The sequence below is a fragment of the Zhengella sedimenti genome, assembly GCF_046506625.1.
GTDB lineage: Bacteria > Pseudomonadota > Alphaproteobacteria > Rhizobiales > Rhizobiaceae > Zhengella > Zhengella sedimenti.
Genome location: NZ_JBKFFP010000009.1, coordinates 95,346 through 112,221, shown reverse-complemented (window position 1 = coordinate 112,221; position 16,876 = coordinate 95,346). Strand labels below are relative to the sequence as shown.

14 protein-coding genes and 2 tRNA genes are annotated in these 16,876 nt (G+C 63.6%); 1 reads left to right on the top strand and 15 read right to left on the bottom strand.

Annotated features, from left to right (window positions below):
- Positions 1-58: 58 nt before the first annotated feature.
- From ACLB6G_RS19210 to ACLB6G_RS19180, 7 genes are all read right to left on the bottom strand, one after another.
- Positions 59-1,507, bottom strand: a complete 1,449-nt coding sequence (locus ACLB6G_RS19210) for a site-specific DNA-methyltransferase (protein WP_410357842.1) — start codon at positions 1,505-1,507, stop codon at positions 59-61.
- 10 nt (positions 1,508-1,517) lie between these two features.
- Positions 1,518-2,324, bottom strand: a complete 807-nt coding sequence (locus ACLB6G_RS19205; RefSeq protein ID WP_410357841.1) for a DUF4391 domain-containing protein — start codon at positions 2,322-2,324, stop codon at positions 1,518-1,520.
- Entirely contained in the window at positions 2,321-5,635 is a 3,315-nt protein-coding gene (locus ACLB6G_RS19200; protein WP_410357840.1) for a helicase-related protein, read from the bottom strand. Before ACLB6G_RS19200 ends, ACLB6G_RS19205 begins: the two co-directional genes overlap by 4 nt.
- Positions 5,619-6,479: a WYL domain-containing protein gene (locus tag ACLB6G_RS19195; protein ID WP_410357839.1), complete on the bottom strand. Its 861-nt coding sequence runs from the start codon at positions 6,477-6,479 to the stop codon at positions 5,619-5,621. The genes ACLB6G_RS19200 and ACLB6G_RS19195 overlap by 17 nt, the downstream gene beginning before the upstream one ends.
- A gap of 307 nt (positions 6,480-6,786) precedes the next feature.
- Positions 6,787-7,230, bottom strand: coding sequence for an XRE family transcriptional regulator (locus tag ACLB6G_RS19190; protein WP_410357838.1), 444 nt, complete (start codon positions 7,228-7,230; stop codon positions 6,787-6,789).
- A gap of 65 nt (positions 7,231-7,295) precedes the next feature.
- Positions 7,296-8,870 (bottom strand): DUF6538 domain-containing protein, encoded by a 1,575-nt coding sequence (locus ACLB6G_RS19185; protein ID WP_410357837.1) that lies wholly within the window; start codon positions 8,868-8,870, stop codon positions 7,296-7,298.
- A gap of 92 nt (positions 8,871-8,962) precedes the next feature.
- Positions 8,963-9,038 (bottom strand) — tRNA-Val (locus ACLB6G_RS19180).
- 220 nt (positions 9,039-9,258) lie between these two features.
- Between ACLB6G_RS19180 and ACLB6G_RS19175 the strand changes: the two genes are divergently transcribed.
- Positions 9,259-9,335 (top strand) — tRNA-Asp (locus ACLB6G_RS19175).
- 86 nt (positions 9,336-9,421) lie between these two features.
- Here ACLB6G_RS19175 and ACLB6G_RS19170 read toward each other — a convergent pair.
- From ACLB6G_RS19170 to ACLB6G_RS19135, 8 genes are read right to left on the bottom strand one after another with little or no spacing between them, the layout of a single operon-like run.
- Positions 9,422-11,026, bottom strand: a complete 1,605-nt coding sequence (locus tag ACLB6G_RS19170; RefSeq protein ID WP_410357836.1) for a hypothetical protein — start codon at positions 11,024-11,026, stop codon at positions 9,422-9,424.
- Positions 11,020-11,889: a hypothetical protein gene (locus tag ACLB6G_RS19165; RefSeq protein WP_410357835.1), complete on the bottom strand. Its 870-nt coding sequence runs from the start codon at positions 11,887-11,889 to the stop codon at positions 11,020-11,022. The genes ACLB6G_RS19170 and ACLB6G_RS19165 overlap by 7 nt, the downstream gene beginning before the upstream one ends.
- On the bottom strand, positions 11,886-12,803 hold the full coding sequence (locus ACLB6G_RS19160; RefSeq protein WP_410357834.1) for a vWA domain-containing protein: 918 nt from the start codon (positions 12,801-12,803) through the stop codon (positions 11,886-11,888). Before ACLB6G_RS19160 ends, ACLB6G_RS19165 begins: the two co-directional genes overlap by 4 nt.
- Positions 12,800-13,771: a VWA domain-containing protein gene (locus tag ACLB6G_RS19155; protein WP_410357833.1), complete on the bottom strand. Its 972-nt coding sequence runs from the start codon at positions 13,769-13,771 to the stop codon at positions 12,800-12,802. Before ACLB6G_RS19155 ends, ACLB6G_RS19160 begins: the two co-directional genes overlap by 4 nt.
- Complete coding sequence (locus ACLB6G_RS19150; RefSeq protein ID WP_410357832.1) at positions 13,765-14,229, bottom strand: DUF4381 domain-containing protein; 465 nt, start codon at positions 14,227-14,229, stop codon at positions 13,765-13,767. The genes ACLB6G_RS19155 and ACLB6G_RS19150 overlap by 7 nt, the downstream gene beginning before the upstream one ends.
- Before the next feature lie 25 nt (positions 14,230-14,254).
- Positions 14,255-15,175 (bottom strand): DUF58 domain-containing protein, encoded by a 921-nt coding sequence (locus ACLB6G_RS19145; RefSeq protein WP_410357831.1) that lies wholly within the window; start codon positions 15,173-15,175, stop codon positions 14,255-14,257.
- A gap of 1 nt (position 15,176) precedes the next feature.
- On the bottom strand, positions 15,177-16,163 hold the full coding sequence (locus tag ACLB6G_RS19140; protein WP_410357830.1) for an AAA family ATPase: 987 nt from the start codon (positions 16,161-16,163) through the stop codon (positions 15,177-15,179).
- A gap of 47 nt (positions 16,164-16,210) precedes the next feature.
- Entirely contained in the window at positions 16,211-16,798 is a 588-nt protein-coding gene (locus tag ACLB6G_RS19135) for a rhodanese-like domain-containing protein (RefSeq protein ID WP_410357829.1), read from the bottom strand.
- Between the last annotated feature and the right edge of the window lie 78 nt (positions 16,799-16,876).

Genomic DNA, 16,876 nt, shown 5'->3' with positions numbered 1-16,876 from the left:
GCCTCCAAATAACTGATTTGGCGCTTTGAATCTGATTTGCTACGTTAAATCCACGCTATCAATGGGTTTTGACCCTAGCCTCCATAACTGCATGTGCGGTTGTTCCTGAGCCTGCAAAGAAATCGAGAACAATTCCATCTTTTGTGTTGTTCGCCCACTTCAATAACTGCTTTATCAGCCGAACCGGCTTCTTTCCGTTGGCAAATGCTATCCCGCCTTCTTTTGCGACATTCCCCATGTCTTGATAAAAGCCCTTCCATAGGTCGCCACGAATTACTGTGCGGCCAAACCGAGGCTTGTAATCATCGGACATGCGATAATTTAGGGATAGAGGCATTAAAGCTTGAAGCGTTCCATTTGACAAAGTTGTTAGATAATAGGTTCGATGATCAGCTTCGAACGCAACCCAACAGCCAACCTCAGTAGATTGTTTGCCGGCAGAGACTGGCGGCCTGTCAATACGAGCGATCTTGTCGAGGTTACTGTCTATGAATTCTTTTGCGGCATCCGAGACAGATAGCAGCCTGTCCATATTGTTGACGCTGAAAGAGCCTCGGGAAGAGAATCCGAATTTTTCGATATCAGCCCCAACTTCTTCATCTTCCATCATCTTCTGAGCCAGCGTGCTCAAAGTGCCATCTTCATTCATCCAAGCGGTGTAGTGCGTATCAAAGGAGACTACGCCGTCAAACAATGGAGTGTGTCGTATGTTGTCAAAGGCGGCCGTCTTTCTAAAGACGTGCACAAACTCTACATTCTTTACGATGGTACCTTGCTGAGCGTTAACCGTTTTCGGACCTGATGTTGTCGACATTTCAACTGCAATAGTGTCGATGAAATTATCTTCTCCAAAGACCTCATCAAGCAGACGCCTCATATTGGCGGACTCTTCATCGCTGATAGAAGAAAATATGACGCCATCATCTGCTAGAAGGTTCCTTGCTAGCTTTAAGCGAGAGTACATCATGGTCAACCAATCCGAGTGGAAGCGGCCATTGGACTCGGTGTTCGCCACAAGCCGAGAACCATCCTCGCTCAATTGTTGAGATGAAATTAGATACTCCTCAGTTGTTTCGGAGAAGTCATCATTATAGATAAAGTCACTTCCAGTATTATATGGGGGATCGATGTAGATGGCCTTCACCGCTCCCAAAAACGTTTCTCGCAACAGCTTTAGGGCCTCGAGGTTGTCTCCTGATACAAGAAGATTTCGTGTTTCATCGAAATTCAAACTTTCCTCACGATGAGGCAACAGAGTCTTCGAAAGAGGTGCGTTTGCAAGCAAGAGCGCGTTTTTCTTCCCCGGCCAGTCGAGCCGATACCGCTCCTGTGGCCCTTCCACGATGTGGTCGCTCAACTCCTGACGCAGCTGATCGAAGTCCACCGCCAGACGCACCGCCCCCGTCGCCTCGTCCCGCGCCTCGGTCACGCAGCCGGGGAACAGCTCGCGGATTTTCGCGATGTTGTCCTGGCTCAGGTCCGGGCTGTGCATCTTCAGCTTGTCCATGCTCGTCCTCTCAATCATTCGTCGTCTTCTTGGGCGCAAATCCGGACGCGGAACCGGTGCCCACTTCCGCTGGATTTGCTTGTGCGGCGCCAGCGTGTCCCGCCGTCAGCCGCTCAAGTTCCTGCTTGGCCGCGCGCAGCTCGGCATTGATCGCCACGCGCTTGTTGAATTGCTTCTCGCGCCCCAGCCGCGCCTTGATCCGCTCGACTTCGCGCGCCTGGCGCTCGATCGCCTCGGCCTGCGCGATGCGCTCTTCCAGCGACACGGGGCGGTCCGCCTCGGCAGGGGTAAAGGGCGTCTGCGGCGCCTCGCCCATGCCGGGGACCAACCGGGCCGTCTGCCCGGCGACCAGCGGCTCGAGCAGCCGTTCGTACAGCGCGCCCATGTTCAACGCCACCGGAAGGGGCGCGCGGGCTGCGTCCTCTGGTAGCCAGTCCCCCTGGAAATAATCGCCCACCACCCAGCGGGCGCTGTCGGCCTCGCTTGGCCGCTTATAAGCCGCGGCCAACCTGACGCGGCCGCCATGGGCCACCTCGAAGATAAGCGGAAATGGGATGGCCTTGTCGATGGCGCGCAGCACATCACGGTCGAGTGTCGTGGTGCGCGCGTTGATGCGGAAGACCTGTATCTCGGCCACTTGGCGAGTCGCCGCCAGATTGACCGTCTCGGGCGCCAGCTTGTGCGACCACACGATCTGATCGACCTCGCGCACGAAAAGCTCCTTGAGGCCCGTGCTCGCCCCGGCGTGCTCGTAGATCTTGTTCTTGGGGATCACGCGCCCGAAGGCGCTCGCGCGGGGCCAATCGTAGAGGGTCATGGAGTTTCCTCCATCCCCGTCGCGCCCAAAGCGCTCCCCGCCTCTTGGCCCCCTTCGATGACCAGGAAGGCGATCAGCTCGAAATCGTCCAGCCCCTTGATGGTGTGGGTCAGGGCCGTGGTGCGCCCGCCGCTGAACAGGCTGTCGATGTCCTTCTCTTCCTTCACCTCGATCATGGAGCGGATCGCGCTGGAGAGCAGGTCGGAGTAGCGGCCCATCTTGCGCCCGTCCTCGGTGCGCTCGTTGAAGATGCGGCATACGTCGTGGATGGGCTCGATCCGTCCCTTGCAGCTGGATCGGATCAGGTCAAGCAGGCGCTTGACCTCAGTATGGTCGGCGACGATCCGGCCATCGTCGTCGATGTAGACCAGGTAGAAGGGGTGTAGGCGGTTCTGCTGGTTGACGTTCACGCTGTCGTGGATGTTCTTCAGAGCGAAGATGACACCGGGCTGAAGTCCCAGCTCCGGCTGCGCGGGTACGACGGCGTGCATGCCGAAGGGCACGTTGTCGAGCTCGCCATGCGCCTTGACGTAATTGAGCAGGTCCATCCGGAAGTCGTTCAGCCCGAGATCGGTGATCGAGATGCCCGCTTTTGCGTCCTCCAGTTCGATCACCTCCTCCTGCATCCGCCTCAGCTGTTCCTTGCGGTAGGCTATGTCGTTGGATTTGGCGGTGAGGACGTTGTCGTCGCCGGTGGCAGTGACGTCGGCGATCACCATCCGGTTTTCGACGCGCTCCTTGAGGTTGATGTACTCGTCGAGCGAGATATCGGGCCAGTAGTTGACCAGCTGGATCTGGCTGTTGGGTGATCCGATACGGTCGATCCGGCCGAACCGCTGAATGATGCGCACCGGGTTCCAGTGGATGTCGTAGTTGATCAGGAAGTCGCAGTCCTGAAGATTCTGCCCTTCCGAGATGCAGTCGGTGCCGATGAGGATGTCCAGTTCGCCCGGTTCGTTCGGAAGGACGATGGCCTTCTCCTTTGACCGCGGCGAGAACAGCGTCAGGACGCTCTGGAAGCCGTAGGACTTCTTGAGCGTCGTCTTGGGTGCGTCTGACCCGGTGACCTTGCCGACATGCAGCCCGAGCTGTGCCGCGAAGGGCGCCAGGTTGTCGAAGAGGTAGTTGGCTGTATCGGCGAAGGCCGTGAAGACCAGCACCTTCCTGTTTCCGGGGTTCAGCGGCTCATCGACCTTCTGCCTGATTAGGGCAAGCAGGTGCTGGAGCTTGGCGTCGTCCGCCGGTCTCACCTTCTCCATCGAGGCGATCAGATCTTCGATCAGGACGAGGTCTGCAGCCAGGTCGTGTTTCCATGATGGCAGATCCATGTCGGCAAGGCTGATCTGGACCTTCTTTCCGACCGTGAACTCATCAAGGCCGGAGAGGTCATCGTCCTCCGGGTCGAAGTCACTCATTTCCGCGAGATAGTCACTGACGCTGCCGCTTCTTCCCGTCTTCTCAAAGCCCTCGATCGCGTCGAGCGTGCGCGAGATGTTGGCGCCGAGAGACCGAAGCGTGAGGCGGAACGCAGCGACCGAGCTCTCCAGGCGTTTCAGCAGGTTGGTCGTCATGAGCGCCTGAAGGCTGCGCTCTCGATCAGCCTGCCTGAGCTTGCCGCGTCCGCCCTCGACCTGCGTGTCGTAGATCTCCTCATACTTCCGCAGACGGCTGGGCAGGATGTAGCTGATCGGGGCGTAGACCGCGAGCTTCAATACAGAGAGCTGCGTGAAGATGTCGTTGAAGCCCATCACGTCCGACCGCTCTGTGATCGGGCGATGGTAGGAGAGCGGCTTGCGTCTCTGGGGGAATTTTCCGATATCCTTCGTGTCGTAGAAGGTCTCGATGTGCTTTCGTGACCGGGCGATGGTGACGGCGTCGAGAAGCTCGAAAAAATCGAAGTCGAGCGACTTCAGGATCGACGCAGCGGTCCTCTCCTCTGGCGGCAGCAACGACCACTCATTGAAGGCCTTCTGGGCTCGGCGGAAAATCTCCTCGACGCTTGTCTGTGTCTTCAGGTTCTTGCTGAGCGCTTCCGACTGTCCTTCGTAGGCAAGAGCCAGCTGATTCCGAAGATCGTTGAACCTGTTGTTAACCGGGGTCGCGGAAAGCATCAGGACCTTGGTCTTTACGCCGGCGCGGATGACCTTGTTCATCAGTTTCTGGTAGCGGGTCTCCCGGTCCTTGTAGACATCGTTGTTGCGGAAGTTGTGGGATTCATCGATCACGACCAGATCATAGTTGCCCCAGTTCACGCGATTGAGCGGGATACCGAAGGACTCGCCGGAGGTGCGGGAGAGGTCGGTGTGGCAGAGGACGTCATAGTTGAACCGGTCCTTTGCGAAAATGTTGGTGGTCAGGTTCGTGTTGTAGTTCCGCCAATTGTCCGCGAGCTTTTTAGGGCAGAGAACGAGAACGGATCGGTTGCGCAGTTCGTAGTATTTGATGACGGCAAGCGCGGTGAAGGTCTTACCGAGTCCCACGCTGTCCGCGAGGATGCACCCGTTGTATGTTTCGAGCTTGTTGATGATGCCGGTCGCCGCGTCCTTCTGATAGTTGAAGAGCTTGTTCCAGACCACGCTGTCGCGGTACCCGGTGAGGTCGTTCGGCAGAACGTCCTCGTCCACGTCCTCCAGGAAGTCTTGAAAGATGTTGTACAGCATCATGAAGTAGATGCGCTCGGGCGAATTCTCCTGATAGACGGACTTGATGTGCTCGCAGATGGCCGCAGTGACGTCATTCACCTTTTCCGGGTCCGACCAGATCTGATCAAATAGGTGAAGATACATCTTGGCGTGCGCAGGATCATCGAAGCGGGTCACGAAGTTGGAGACCGCATCGCCCTTTTGGTAGCCAAGATCTACGGCCGTGAAACCGCTGATTGGCATGTAGGCCACTTCGCCTTCGGAACCAGCCAGATGCATAAATTGCTGCATCGGGGCCTTTGTCGTGTTGGAACGAAACCTCGCCTTCTTGCGGATCCAATCAGCGCATTCGCGGGCGACGGCGCGTTGTGTGAGCTTGTTGCGCAGCTGGATCTCGAACTCGGTGCCGTAAAGACCGCTTTCCCGTCGCGCCTTTGGAATGAAGAATTCCCGACGTTCCTTCCGGAGGCGGTCGGTCACCTCGGTCGGCACAAATGTGGGCGCGGTGAAGATGAACTGCAGGCTGTCGATCTTCGAGAGCTCGGACTTCAGGGCTTCGAACGCGTAGATAGAGAAGCAGGATGCAGCAATCCGCAAACGCGTTCCCCGACCGACTGAGGCCCTCAGGTCATCCCCGAGAAGGTGAGAGGTGTTATCTATGATCTGCATCGATAACCTCCCTGTTGAGAAGCACGATCTGCTGATCCTGCGGATTGCGGGCTGCCGGGTCGGTATCAAGCCCGAGACGCCTGAGCGCGTAGTATAGCAACGCGCGCCGGACTTTGATCTTCGCCTTGCCGGCCCGCATGCCGTAGTCGAGCGCGATCACCTTCGCCTGCGTTTCCGAGAGTTCGGGGTGTGGGGCCACCTCCAGCGTGACCTCGGAATGCCAGTCGCGGTCGTCGTCGGCTGACGTTTCGCTGTCGCGCGACCCGCGGATGTCGAGGATCCGCGAGAGCAGGAAGTCCTTGAAGCAGTCATCGGTCAGGCAGAACGCCCGCGTGTGCCAGCGGAACCCGTCGAACGCGATGGCATGGGGTGCTATCCAGCGCCACCGGGGCTCTGGGCTGGAGAGGGACTGGTACTTTACCTCGATCGCCTCGGAACGGCGGATGGCGCCGACCACCGAACGGAGCGTCACCGGGTTCACGCCGCGAACAGGCGTAGGGGCGGCGGCGTAGGGCGGGAGGTTGGCAATCCAGGAATCGTCGCGGTCGAGGATCCCGTCGGCGACGGACCGCAGCTGGGCGAGATAGCGGCCGGCGTCGGGTTCGAGAAACTGCGGCTTGAATTTGGAGCTGCGGACATACGTCCGCGCGCTCTTGTCGTAAACCATGTTGTCCGGCGCGAAGCCGATGTAGCGGTTCAGGTCGGTGGACGCCTGGTTCACCGAAATACCGAACTGGCTCATCAGATCGCTGCGGTTCACGTGTCCCTCCCAGAACAGGCGGAAATCAATGAACTCGAGGCGTTGCTCGACGCCCCAGCGAAGTTCCGACCTGTCGTTGTCCATCACGCTTTCCCCGGTTGGGCGATGCGAACGATAACTATGCGCGCCCATTTAATGGGCTGTCAGAAGGTATTGCGGCATCCGCGGGTTGGCAATCAGAATGTGTCTTTTTGCGAATACCAACATCGCACCGCCATGGAAGGACAGGTGCATTTGCGAGAACCCTGAGACTGCGATTAGTCCTTTCCCCTCGCGATTATCCTCCGCAGCAACTGCACCCGCTTCAGCGTCGGTGCCGGATCGCGGCCGTCGGCAATCAACCTCAGAAACGTGATCCACGCCTTCTCGTTTTCGCTCAATCCCGAAATCGTCATTTCCCGAAAATCCCCCTGATGGCGGCGCGCGCGCGGGTCGTCAGCGCCGGGTCGCTGTTGTCGCTGGCATCGCGCAACTCGTCCAGCCAGGCGGCCTCGTTCTCGCTCACGACAGCGCGGAAGATCTGCCGGATCGCCGTCTCCGTCGTCGGGCTGTCATGCTGGTCGAGGGCCATGCGGAACAGCAGGGCCGCGTCGCACTCAAGCGCCTTGGCCAGTGCCGGCACGCGGTCGAGCGCCAGCTTGGACGATCCGTTCTTGATCATCGACATGATATTCGCGTTGGTGAAACCAGACTCAGCGGCGATCTGCGCCTGCGTCTTGCGGTATTTCAGTTCCAGCACCCTCCTGGTGACGAACTTCGCCAGGAGGGTGTCTGCGTAAGGGCGGCCGGGCTTGCGGTTGGTCATGATCAGCGTCTCCATCTGCGCACGCGACATGCGTGCATCTGATGAGAGCTATAGCGAGGGGTCAGCGGGGAGATTGCGGGGGATGACGGGCGTTGTCAGGATTTCTGGAGGCGAGGGAATTTGTCGATCGCGGCTTTCTTGGCTTTCAAAGTGATGTCGCCATAATTGTCGCCGGCGGTCCTGCGTGCATGTCCCTGGATCGCGTCGAGCACGATAGAGTCGATGCCCAGTTCGCGACCGACAGTCTTGAAGCGGTGGCGCCAGCCGTGAAACGGGCTGATGCCATCGGGCACGACATTCAGGTCTTTTATCCAGTTGCGCAGTTGGTTCTGGACGGTCCTGCTTGCTTGCTCAACGGTCCTGCTGGCATTCGTCGTCAGAAACAATGGGCCGATCGCAACACTGGCCACATAGCCAAGAAAGCCGTCATCTACGATCTGCTGGTGAATAGGCACGTCCCGGAATTTCCCCGTCTTCACCGTCCCGGCCTCGGGAGTGATTCGAAGGACATGGAGACCATCAACCGTATGAATGTCCTGTCGCCTCAGTTGAACGATTTCGCCAAGGCGCGCGCCAGTAAAGGCGCATAGCCACGGTATCCATCGCTTCGCTGCAGCCAGTTTCGCATCCTCTTGCTTGAGGGGAAGATATGAACTTGCCGCCATGAGGAGCTTCATGGCTTCATCATCGCGAAAGCCCTTCTCCCGGTTCTGTATTGGTGTCTGTGCTCGCAAGCGCACACCATCGGCAGCGTTTGACTCAATTCGATCGTTCTCGTGCGCCCAACGCAGGACCGCATTGAGCGCGGCGAAATGGCCTCGTTTGAAGGTCGTGGGTGCCAGACCGGAGCCCAGCTTGGCGTCTTTCCATTTCAGAATGTCGGCCTTGGTGACGCGCCGGGCATCGTCATGCCCGATGAACGCAACGAAGTCCTTGATGGTGGGCGTCCATTTACGTCGGGCTTCCCGGCCACGCCCGCCGGCTTCACGCTCTTTCAGGAAATCATCAAGCAGCCCCGTAAGCGAAACCGGTTCGAGTAACAGTTCGAGACCCGTCGTGTCCTTGAGCATCGAATGGACAGGCTCCCCGGTAAAGTCGCCTCTGTTGCGTTCGTCCTCTCGGGCAAGGGCTTCAAGTTGCGCCGCAGCGATGGCCATTCCCAGAGATCGCCACTCGGTCCCGAATCGTTCGAAGGAATGATTTCCTCTTGCTGCAAAGGCATTGATCGCCCAACCGACCACAGCGGCCATTTCCTCGTTGCTGATTCTGCCGGACGCAGCGCGGATCAACACTCGCTTGAATTCGGGGCGTGACCATGAGATGTCGGCAATCTTGGACTGGTCAGGAAAAGTTCGTTCTCGCGTGTCGTGATCCAGCTCCGAGAGGTAATGTGCGAGCGCCATCTGCTCGATCGTCAAGGGATAGCGTGCGCGCGCACCGGTCACGCGTTCAAGACGATCACCCTCGTGTTTTCGCCTGGCTGCGGCAATCCGTGACTCGAATTCCGCCATGACGATCGGTAATTGCCGGTTGGCTTCGCGCTTGTCGGAACCGAGAGGCCTGCTCAATTCCCACTTGTTGTCGAAGTAGGTTCGCAGCTCTGCGGGTATGATCTTGCGTGCATGCCACCGGCCATTGCGCTCGTGTAATCCCGCTCGTTGACGTGCCATCCGGACAACCAGTTTGTAGCATCATTTTGTAGCATAAAAATGGGAAAAACCCCTTTCAAGTCAACCATTTTCAGCGATTTCAAGGGGTTGGATGGTGGGCGGTGAGAGACTCGAACTCCCGACATCCTCGGTGTAAACGAGGCGCTCTACCAGCTGAGCTAACCGCCCCCTGCCGGCAGCATCGCGACGGCACAGGATGCCGGCACAGATAAGACCTTCCTGCGGCGGTGGCAAGCCCAAACCCTTGCCGCAACGGTGCGGCACGGCCCGTTCCGGGCGCTGATGAAAAAAGTCGTCATATCCGCCTCATCATCTGCTTGACACTCACCCCCGTTCCGCTTAATTCACCCCCACGACGCCGCCGGAAACGGCGACCACGTCGAAAAGCGCGGGTGTAGCTCAGTCGGTTAGAGTGCCGGCCTGTCACGCCGGAGGTCGCGGGTTCGAGCCCCGTCACTCGCGCCATTTCTTTTCCCTGATTTCAAAGTCTTGCTTTCGCTGGTCAAGGACCATCGTCCGGCCTGTGGCGCATGGCGAACTTCCCTTTCCGGTCAAAGCGGCGGCAGCGCTGGCAACCCGCCGGCGCCGGCTGCGGAACCGTGAGTGAGTGCCACGGCGCGTGCTGTGATCACCGCCTCCCGGGCCTGCGCCCGCCACGTGTCAGCAGCGTTTTCCCGCCCATAGGCGGCCTTGCCGGCGATCAGCAGGGCCGGGCGCAGCATCTGTCCGCCGCCCAGGCGGCAGAGCGCATCCAGGCGCGCCGCGGCATCCAGCGGCGTGGCCGTACGAATCGCTTCCAAGGCTTCGCGAACCAGCCGCCGCCGCGCCGCTGCGGTGCGCCAGTGCCGCCAGGACGTTGCGAGGCGGCTTCCAAGTCCGAGCAGGAGGGCGCCAAGCAGAAAGGCAAGGCCGGCAGCCGCCAGCAGGCCCGGCCCCGTGGTCACGCGCAGCCAGGCTGCCAGCCGCGATAGCGGATCACGGCCTTCCACCGCTTGCGCCAGCAGGGCATCGCGGTCCGGTATGCCCACATTGATTCGCCGTGCCGGGATGATCGCCTCGCGTGGCGCGCCTTGCTCCGTGTCGAACCAGGCAAGCCGGATCGTGTCCGGAAAGACGGGGATCGGGCTCAATGCGCGGACGCGGAAACGGAAGGTGGCCTCCGCCGTTATCCCTTGCGTGCCAGCCTGCTGCTGCCTGTCGCCGCCAAGCGGCGTGATCGCGAGTCCGCGCGCCGGTGGCATGGCGATGGCGGGAATCTGCACCGCGCGGATGCCCGATGCCGAAACGGTGATGGTCCGCACCACCTCGTCGCCAGCATTCAGCGCGCGCACATCCGCCGACCACGTCTCCTCCATCCTCAGGTTCCGGGCGGGCAGCCACCAGTTCCCGGCCTCCACCGGCGCGGGCCGCACCGAAAGGCGCACCGCGTCGGTCGAGACCGAAAAACGGCCGCGCTCCAGCCGCGACTTCTGCATCTCCCCGCTGGCGCTCACGCCAGGGATGACGAGTTCCCCCGACCGGCGCGGCCAGACGAGATAGCGCCAGGAAATGCGGCGCAGGCCGGCTTGCTCGTCCAGCGTCCGGCGTTCCTCGTGAACGGGAATGACATCCAGCCCCGACAGGTCCGCCACCGGGAGGCTTTCGGCAATGATGGGGTGGCGGTGCGCCATTTCGATATCGAGAACGACCTCTTCCTGCACATGCGGATCGGGCCTCGAAACACGCATGGTCAGGGTCACGTCGCCGGCGCCCGGGGCCCAGTCCGGCGGCCTCTCGGCAAGCACGGTGACCGAGGCCGAATTGGAGGATACGTTGCCCGCGCTCAGCGGTCCGACGATCACCAGCCCGGAAACCTTCGGCACGATCTCGATGCGGCGCAGCTTCACCTCCACCACCTTTCCCTCGATCACGGCAATGCGTGTGCCGTATGTTTCGCGCCCGATCGACGCGATGTCGCCGAGCGGGGAGAGATCGAGTGGCGCCTCCAGGCCGACCGATTCGATTTCCAGGACCACCGTGTCACCCATGACGATGGTCTCGCTTTCCAGGCGCAGCGAGATCGAGGGCGACCTCACCGTGGCGGCGAGGAGCGGGCTGCCGGCCAGAAGCGTCAGGACTAGAAGGGCAAGGCGGATGAGGAGCCGGCGCGTCACCATGGCGACAGGCCCTCGTCCGGTACATTGCCGGCTGCCTTGCGCCGGCGCAATTCCAGCGCGATGCGCGTCTTGAGGTAGCGCGCCGGGTCGTCGCTGATGGCATTCAGCCACTGTTCGGTCGCCTGGCTCAGTTCCAGTTGCGCCCGGGCGCCGGCGGCATCGCTCATGCCGGTCTCCTCGGTGCTTTCGCTGCCCCCGGACGGCCGGCTGGCCGGGTCGTCGTCGCCGCGTGCGCCCTTCACCGTGCCGCCGCCTTCGCCGTCCTCCTCGGGCGGGCGGCGGTTGTCGCCGGCCTGACCGCTGTCGCCTTCGGCCACCGCTTCGGGCGCGGGCTGGCGGCTGTCGGTGCCGCCCTGCCGGTCCTGGCCTTCCTCGCGCTCGCCCTGCTCGCCTTTTTCGTCGCTTGTCTCCGGGTCGCTTCCCTTCCCGTCGTCCTGCTCCTCTTCCACCCGGTCGATTGCCTTCTGGCGCGGTGTCAGCGCCGCCTGCCCCTTTTCATCGTCCTGCCGTTTCAGCATCTCGCGCATGATCGCCGCATTGTGCCGGGCATCCTCGAAACCGGGCTTGAGCGAAAGGGCCGCCTGGTAGCTTTCCAGGGCGAGCGCGAAATAGGACATGCGCGCATAGGTGTTGCCGAGATTGTAGAGCGAGACCGGATCGGACGCGCGCACGAAAGCCTCGGCCGCTCGCCACCACTGGTCCGAGCGATAGAGTGCGGCACCCTTCCAGGCCGGGTCGGTGAAGATCTCCGCGGCTTCGGCATGCCGTCCTTCGCGGAAAAGCTGATGCGCCAGGTAATCATCCGAGGCTTGCGCCGGTGCGCTCGCCAGGATGAGCAGGGCGAAGGCGATCGCCATCCTCATGACAGCGCCCTGCGTATGACAACGAGCATGAAGGGCAGGGCGGCGAGCAGCAGCCAGTGCGACAGCAGGGCCTCGCCGGCCGGTTCCAGTCCGGCGGGCGTCAGCCCTGCGAGGCCCGATGCGGCATCGCCCGTCAGGCCGGCCAGCGCGACGCGGCCGAGCGTGTCAGCCTGCACCAGTGTCCCGCCGCCCGCTTGTGCCAGCTCCGCGGCTGCAGTCATGTCTGCCGGGACGGGATTGTCCGCGTTCTCGTCGGCAAAGGCGACGATGTCGATGCGGTGGCCGCGTGCGGCAAACTGGGCCGCCGTGGCGATGGCGTTGGCGGAAATGCCGCCGGTGTCGGTCAGAAGGAACACACGCGCCCGCGCCAGCCCCGCGTCCGACACCACGGAGGCCGCGAAGGACAAGGCCCGCGCCACGTCCGATCCTTCCACCGGAACCAGCCCGTGTTCGAGGGAGCGGGCGAGAGCGGCATAGTGGCGGCGGTCGAAGGCGAAGGGTTCGGCCAGGAAAGCGTCCCCTGCATAGACGGCGAGGCCGGTGGCCCGTGCGCCCGCATCCTGCGACAGGGCAATTGCCGTCTCGCGCGCCGCCGCCAGCCGGGTGGGGCGGATATCCGTCAGGGTCATGGATCGGGAGACATCCACCATGACAAGCCAGCCTTCCGCATGGCGGAAGGCGCGGGCGCCGGCATCGGGCAGGGCAGGTCCGGCCAGCGCCGCGAATGCCAGCGCACAAGCCGCGAGTGCCGGGTTGAACCATCGCCGCGCGGTCCGGCCGGGCCGCAGGAAGGCCATCAGCGGGGCGGCGATGACCTTGTCCCAGTTGTCAACGGACCGGCCGCCCCGCCAGAGCAGCGCCGCTGCAAGGCAGGCGGCAGCCGGGATCAGCCACAGCGGAGCGAGAAGCGTCATGCAGGCGCGCTCCTTCGAAACCGTACCAAGGCGAGCGCCAGCAGCGCGAGAAAGCCGAAGGCGGCCAGTGCCGTCAGGTCCCGTTCCGGCACGAAGGGCGGCGATGCGGCGTCGCCCGCTTCCAGTCCGTCAATGGCGTCATAGGCCTCGCTCAGTTCCTCCAGCGTGCGGGCGCGGAAGAATGTGCCGCCCGAAATTTCCGAAACCGCCTTCAGCGTGGCCTCGTCGAGATCGGCCGACGGATCCAGCGGCGAGCCGTCATCGGCCTGGCGTATGCTGCCGAGCCCGATGGTGTGGATGCGGATCCCGTTCTCGCGCGCCAGCCGCGCGGCGTCCTCCGGTTCAACGGAACCGGCATTGTTGGTACCGTCCGAAAGCAGCACGATGGCGCGCTGCGGCGCCGGATCCTCCCGCAACTTCACGATGGCAAGGCCCAGCGCCTCGCCGATGGCCGTCGTCCGGCCGGCCATGCCGATGGCGCTTTCATTGAGCGCGTGCACCACCGCGGAGCGGTCGAAGCTGACCGGGCTTGCCGAAAAGGCCTCGTCGCCGAACAGCACGAGGCCGATGCGGTCACCCTGCCGGCGCTCGATGAAGGAACCGGCCACCGCCTTGACGGCGCTCAGCCGGTCCCGCGCCTCGCCGTTCAGGACAAAATCGCGCCGCTCCATGGAGCCGGAAAGATCCACGGCAAGCGCCAGCGCCCGCCCGCTGGCCGGGGTGACGGCCTCGCCGGTTGCAAGCCTCGGCTGGGCTGCCCCCGTGACCAGGCAGGCCCAGGCAAGAAACAGCAGGAGAAGCCGTGGCGAGGGCCGGCCCCGGGCGCCCGGACCGGCAGCGGCCAGCGCATCGGCGAGTGCGGGCGGCAGTGCGGGGGCGTCCATCATCCGTGGCCCGTTGCTGCCCCGGAGAAAGAGGAGCGGCAAGGGCAGCGCGAGAAGCGCGAGCGGAAAGCCGAAACTCACCATGGTTTCAGCCCCTGCCGCTTCAGCAGGCGGGCGAGATCGTGCTTCAGCCCTTCCGCGTCGGGATGGGGACCACGGGCATAGAGCGCCTCGCCGAAGACCCGCCCATTGCCCTGGGTGAAGAAACGGCTTCCGGTCAGCTGGTCGAGGCGCGCAAGCCAGGCGTCGCCGGTCAGGCGTGCCGCCTCGCTGGCCGGTGGACCCTTCAGCCTGGCCAGGGCATAGCGGCGCAGCAGCGTGGCCATGTGGGCGATGGCGGCGCCATTGTCGCGGGTGTCGATCCGTTCGAGTTGCGCCAGCGTGGCGCGAATGGCAGGTGAGCCGCGGCCGAACAGCGCCATGATCAGCAGCACCGCCGATGCCGCTGCGGCGGCCGTGATGAAGATCAGCAGCCAGTCGGGCAGACCGGGCGGCGGGTCCGGCAGGTGAATGTCGCGAAGGTCGTCGAGTGGGTTGCGCATCGTCCGTCCGTTCCGCCCGCCAACCTCAAAGCCAGCCGCGCATTTCCAGCCCCGCCAGCGCCCTGGCGGCCGGTTCGCCGGCGACGTGGGTCAGGACCGGCACGCCGCCTGCCTCGATCTCCGCATGGAGGCGCGCGCGCGTCTCGGCCATCCGCCGGACGGCGGCATCCGCCGCGGCGCGGTCCAGCCGTGCCCGAACCTGCCTGCCGCCCGCCCGGACAGTGTAGCGCCCCGGCGGCAGGCTCTGCAATTCCATCGGATCGAGAACATGGATCAACGCCAGGCGCCGCCGCTTGCCGGCCTCCGCGATCGCCGCAGTGAAGCCGGGTCCGGGCATGTCCAGCCCGGTCAGCAGGATGGCCGCGCCGGCGGTTCGGCCGGCCCCGTTGAGCCAGGCAATGAAGCGGTCCAGACCATCGCCGCCTGCGCCATCCGGCCTGCCACGCACGGAAGCGAAGCCGCCGGCGATGAGCCGCGCGGCGGCCAGCGCGCCCCTGTCGCCGCTGGCTGGACGGCTGGCTTCGACGTCTTGGCCCGACCACACGGCGGCGCCGGTCCGGTCGCCGTCAACCGCTGCCTGCCATGCAATGGCGCCGGCCAGTTCCCCGGCGGCGACGGCGCGCAGCATGCGCGAGCCTGTCAGCATCGAGGGCCGCAGGTCCACGGCCAGGGTGACGGCGCGCTCGCGCTCTTCGCGGTAAAGGCGCGTATGCGGCCTGCCCGTGCGGGCGGTGACATTCCAGTCTATATGGCGGACGTCATCGCCGGGGGCATAGAGGCGCAGGTCATCGAAATCGAGGCCTTGGCCCCGCTTCGGTCCGCGCACGAGGCCGGGGAAATGCGTCAGCCCGCGCAGGCTTCGCCCGCCGCCGGACAGCACCTCGGCCTGCAGGGCGATCAGCCGGTCGAGCGTCAGTTGCGTGCCGTCGGTCGGGCCTTCCAGCATGTCAGGTGACCGGAACCAGGTTTGCGATCGCGGCGATGACCGACTGCGCCGTCCGGCCTTCCGCCCGCGCCCTGTAGGTCAGCCCAATGCGCCCCGACAGCACGTCGACGGCGAGGTCGCGCACGTCCGATGGCAGCACGTGGTCGCGTCCGGCCAGCCATGCGGCGGCCTGCGCGGCCTGGGCAAGCCCGATCGTGCCGCGCGGGCTGGCGGCGTGTTCGATATCCCCGGCCGCCGCTCCGCCGGCCCCTTCGCCGCGGGTCGCCGCGACAAGGCGCACGATGTAGTCGCGAACCGCTGGCGCCACGTGGACACCGGCAACCGCCTTTTGGGCAGCCTCCAGCTTATCGGGCGCGATGGCCGGTGCGCCGCTGCCTGTTTGCCCGGACGCCTCGCCGAGCGCCAGGTCCAGGATGAAGCGTTCCTCGCCGGCTTCGGGCATGGGAATTTCCACGAAGAACAGGAAGCGGTCGAGCTGCGCCTCGGGCAGGGGATAGGTGCCTTCGTGCTCGATGGGGTTCTGGGTTGCCGCCACGAGGAAGGGCCGGGCCAGGTGGCGCGTGACGCCCCCGGCGGTGATCTGGCCTTCGCCCATGGCTTCCAGCAGGGCCGATTGCACCTTGGGCGGCGCCCGGTTCACCTCGTCCACCAGCACCACATTGGAGAACAGCGGCCCCTCGACGAATTCGAAGGTGCCGGTTTCGGGCCGGAAGACGGTGGTGCCGGTCAGGTCCGCGGGCAGCAGGTCCGGTGTTGCCTGGATGCGCACGAAATCGGCCGACACGCATTGGGCGAACAGACGGACGGCGCGTGTCTTGGCAAGCCCCGGCGCGCCTTCGATCAGCACGTGCCCGCCGGTCAGCAGCGCGATCATCAGCCGGTCGATGAGCGCCGCGCGTCCGATCAGCCGCTCGCCGAGCCAGCCGCGCGCGGCATCGAACGCGGCGCCCGCGTCCACATCGGTGGAATTGTTCTTGGCCTGGTCCATGGAACTTCTCAAGCACTCCGTTGCCGGGAACACGCGCCCCGTGCGCCTCATGGTTCGTTCAGGAAATTGACCGGCTCGGCGACGGTTGTCCTTCCATCATCGAGCACCCACTGGTCGCTGCCGCCGGGATACCAGCTGACCGCCGTGTGGCCCCACAGGATTGCCCGTCGCGCCGCGTTCCAGCCCTGCCAGCAATCCGCCGTGCAGAAGAACAGGAGCGGCCGATCCTTCTCGCCCGCCGTCAGCGCGTCGAGATTGCGCCGGAAATAGGCCTCGTAGTCGGCGGCCAGGAAACCGCGCCCGACTTCCGGCAGCCAGACGGCACCGGGAATGGTCTCGCGGGTCTCCGAATTGCGCCAGGTCCCGTCCAGCGGATCCGGCCCGGCGCCCTTGGGCGGATAGACGTCGATCAGCAGCGTCCGCCCGTCCGCCATGGCGTCTTTCACACCGGCCGTCCCGACGACCCGTCCGCCGGGAAGGGTGTCGGGTGTCGGCGCGCGGTAGCGCTGCATGCGAAAGCCGGTGACGGGATCGACGCCCGGCGGCAAGGCTTCGCTTGCGCCTTGCGCGGCCAGCGGCGCGCAAAAGGCAATCGTCATCGCCATGGCGCTCAGCAGCAAAGTGAAGCTGCGCATGCCCGATCCTCCCTTGGCCGATCTTGCATGCCGGGCACGCGCCCGGCATCTGTACCATAGTGCAATTCGCCGTTGCCG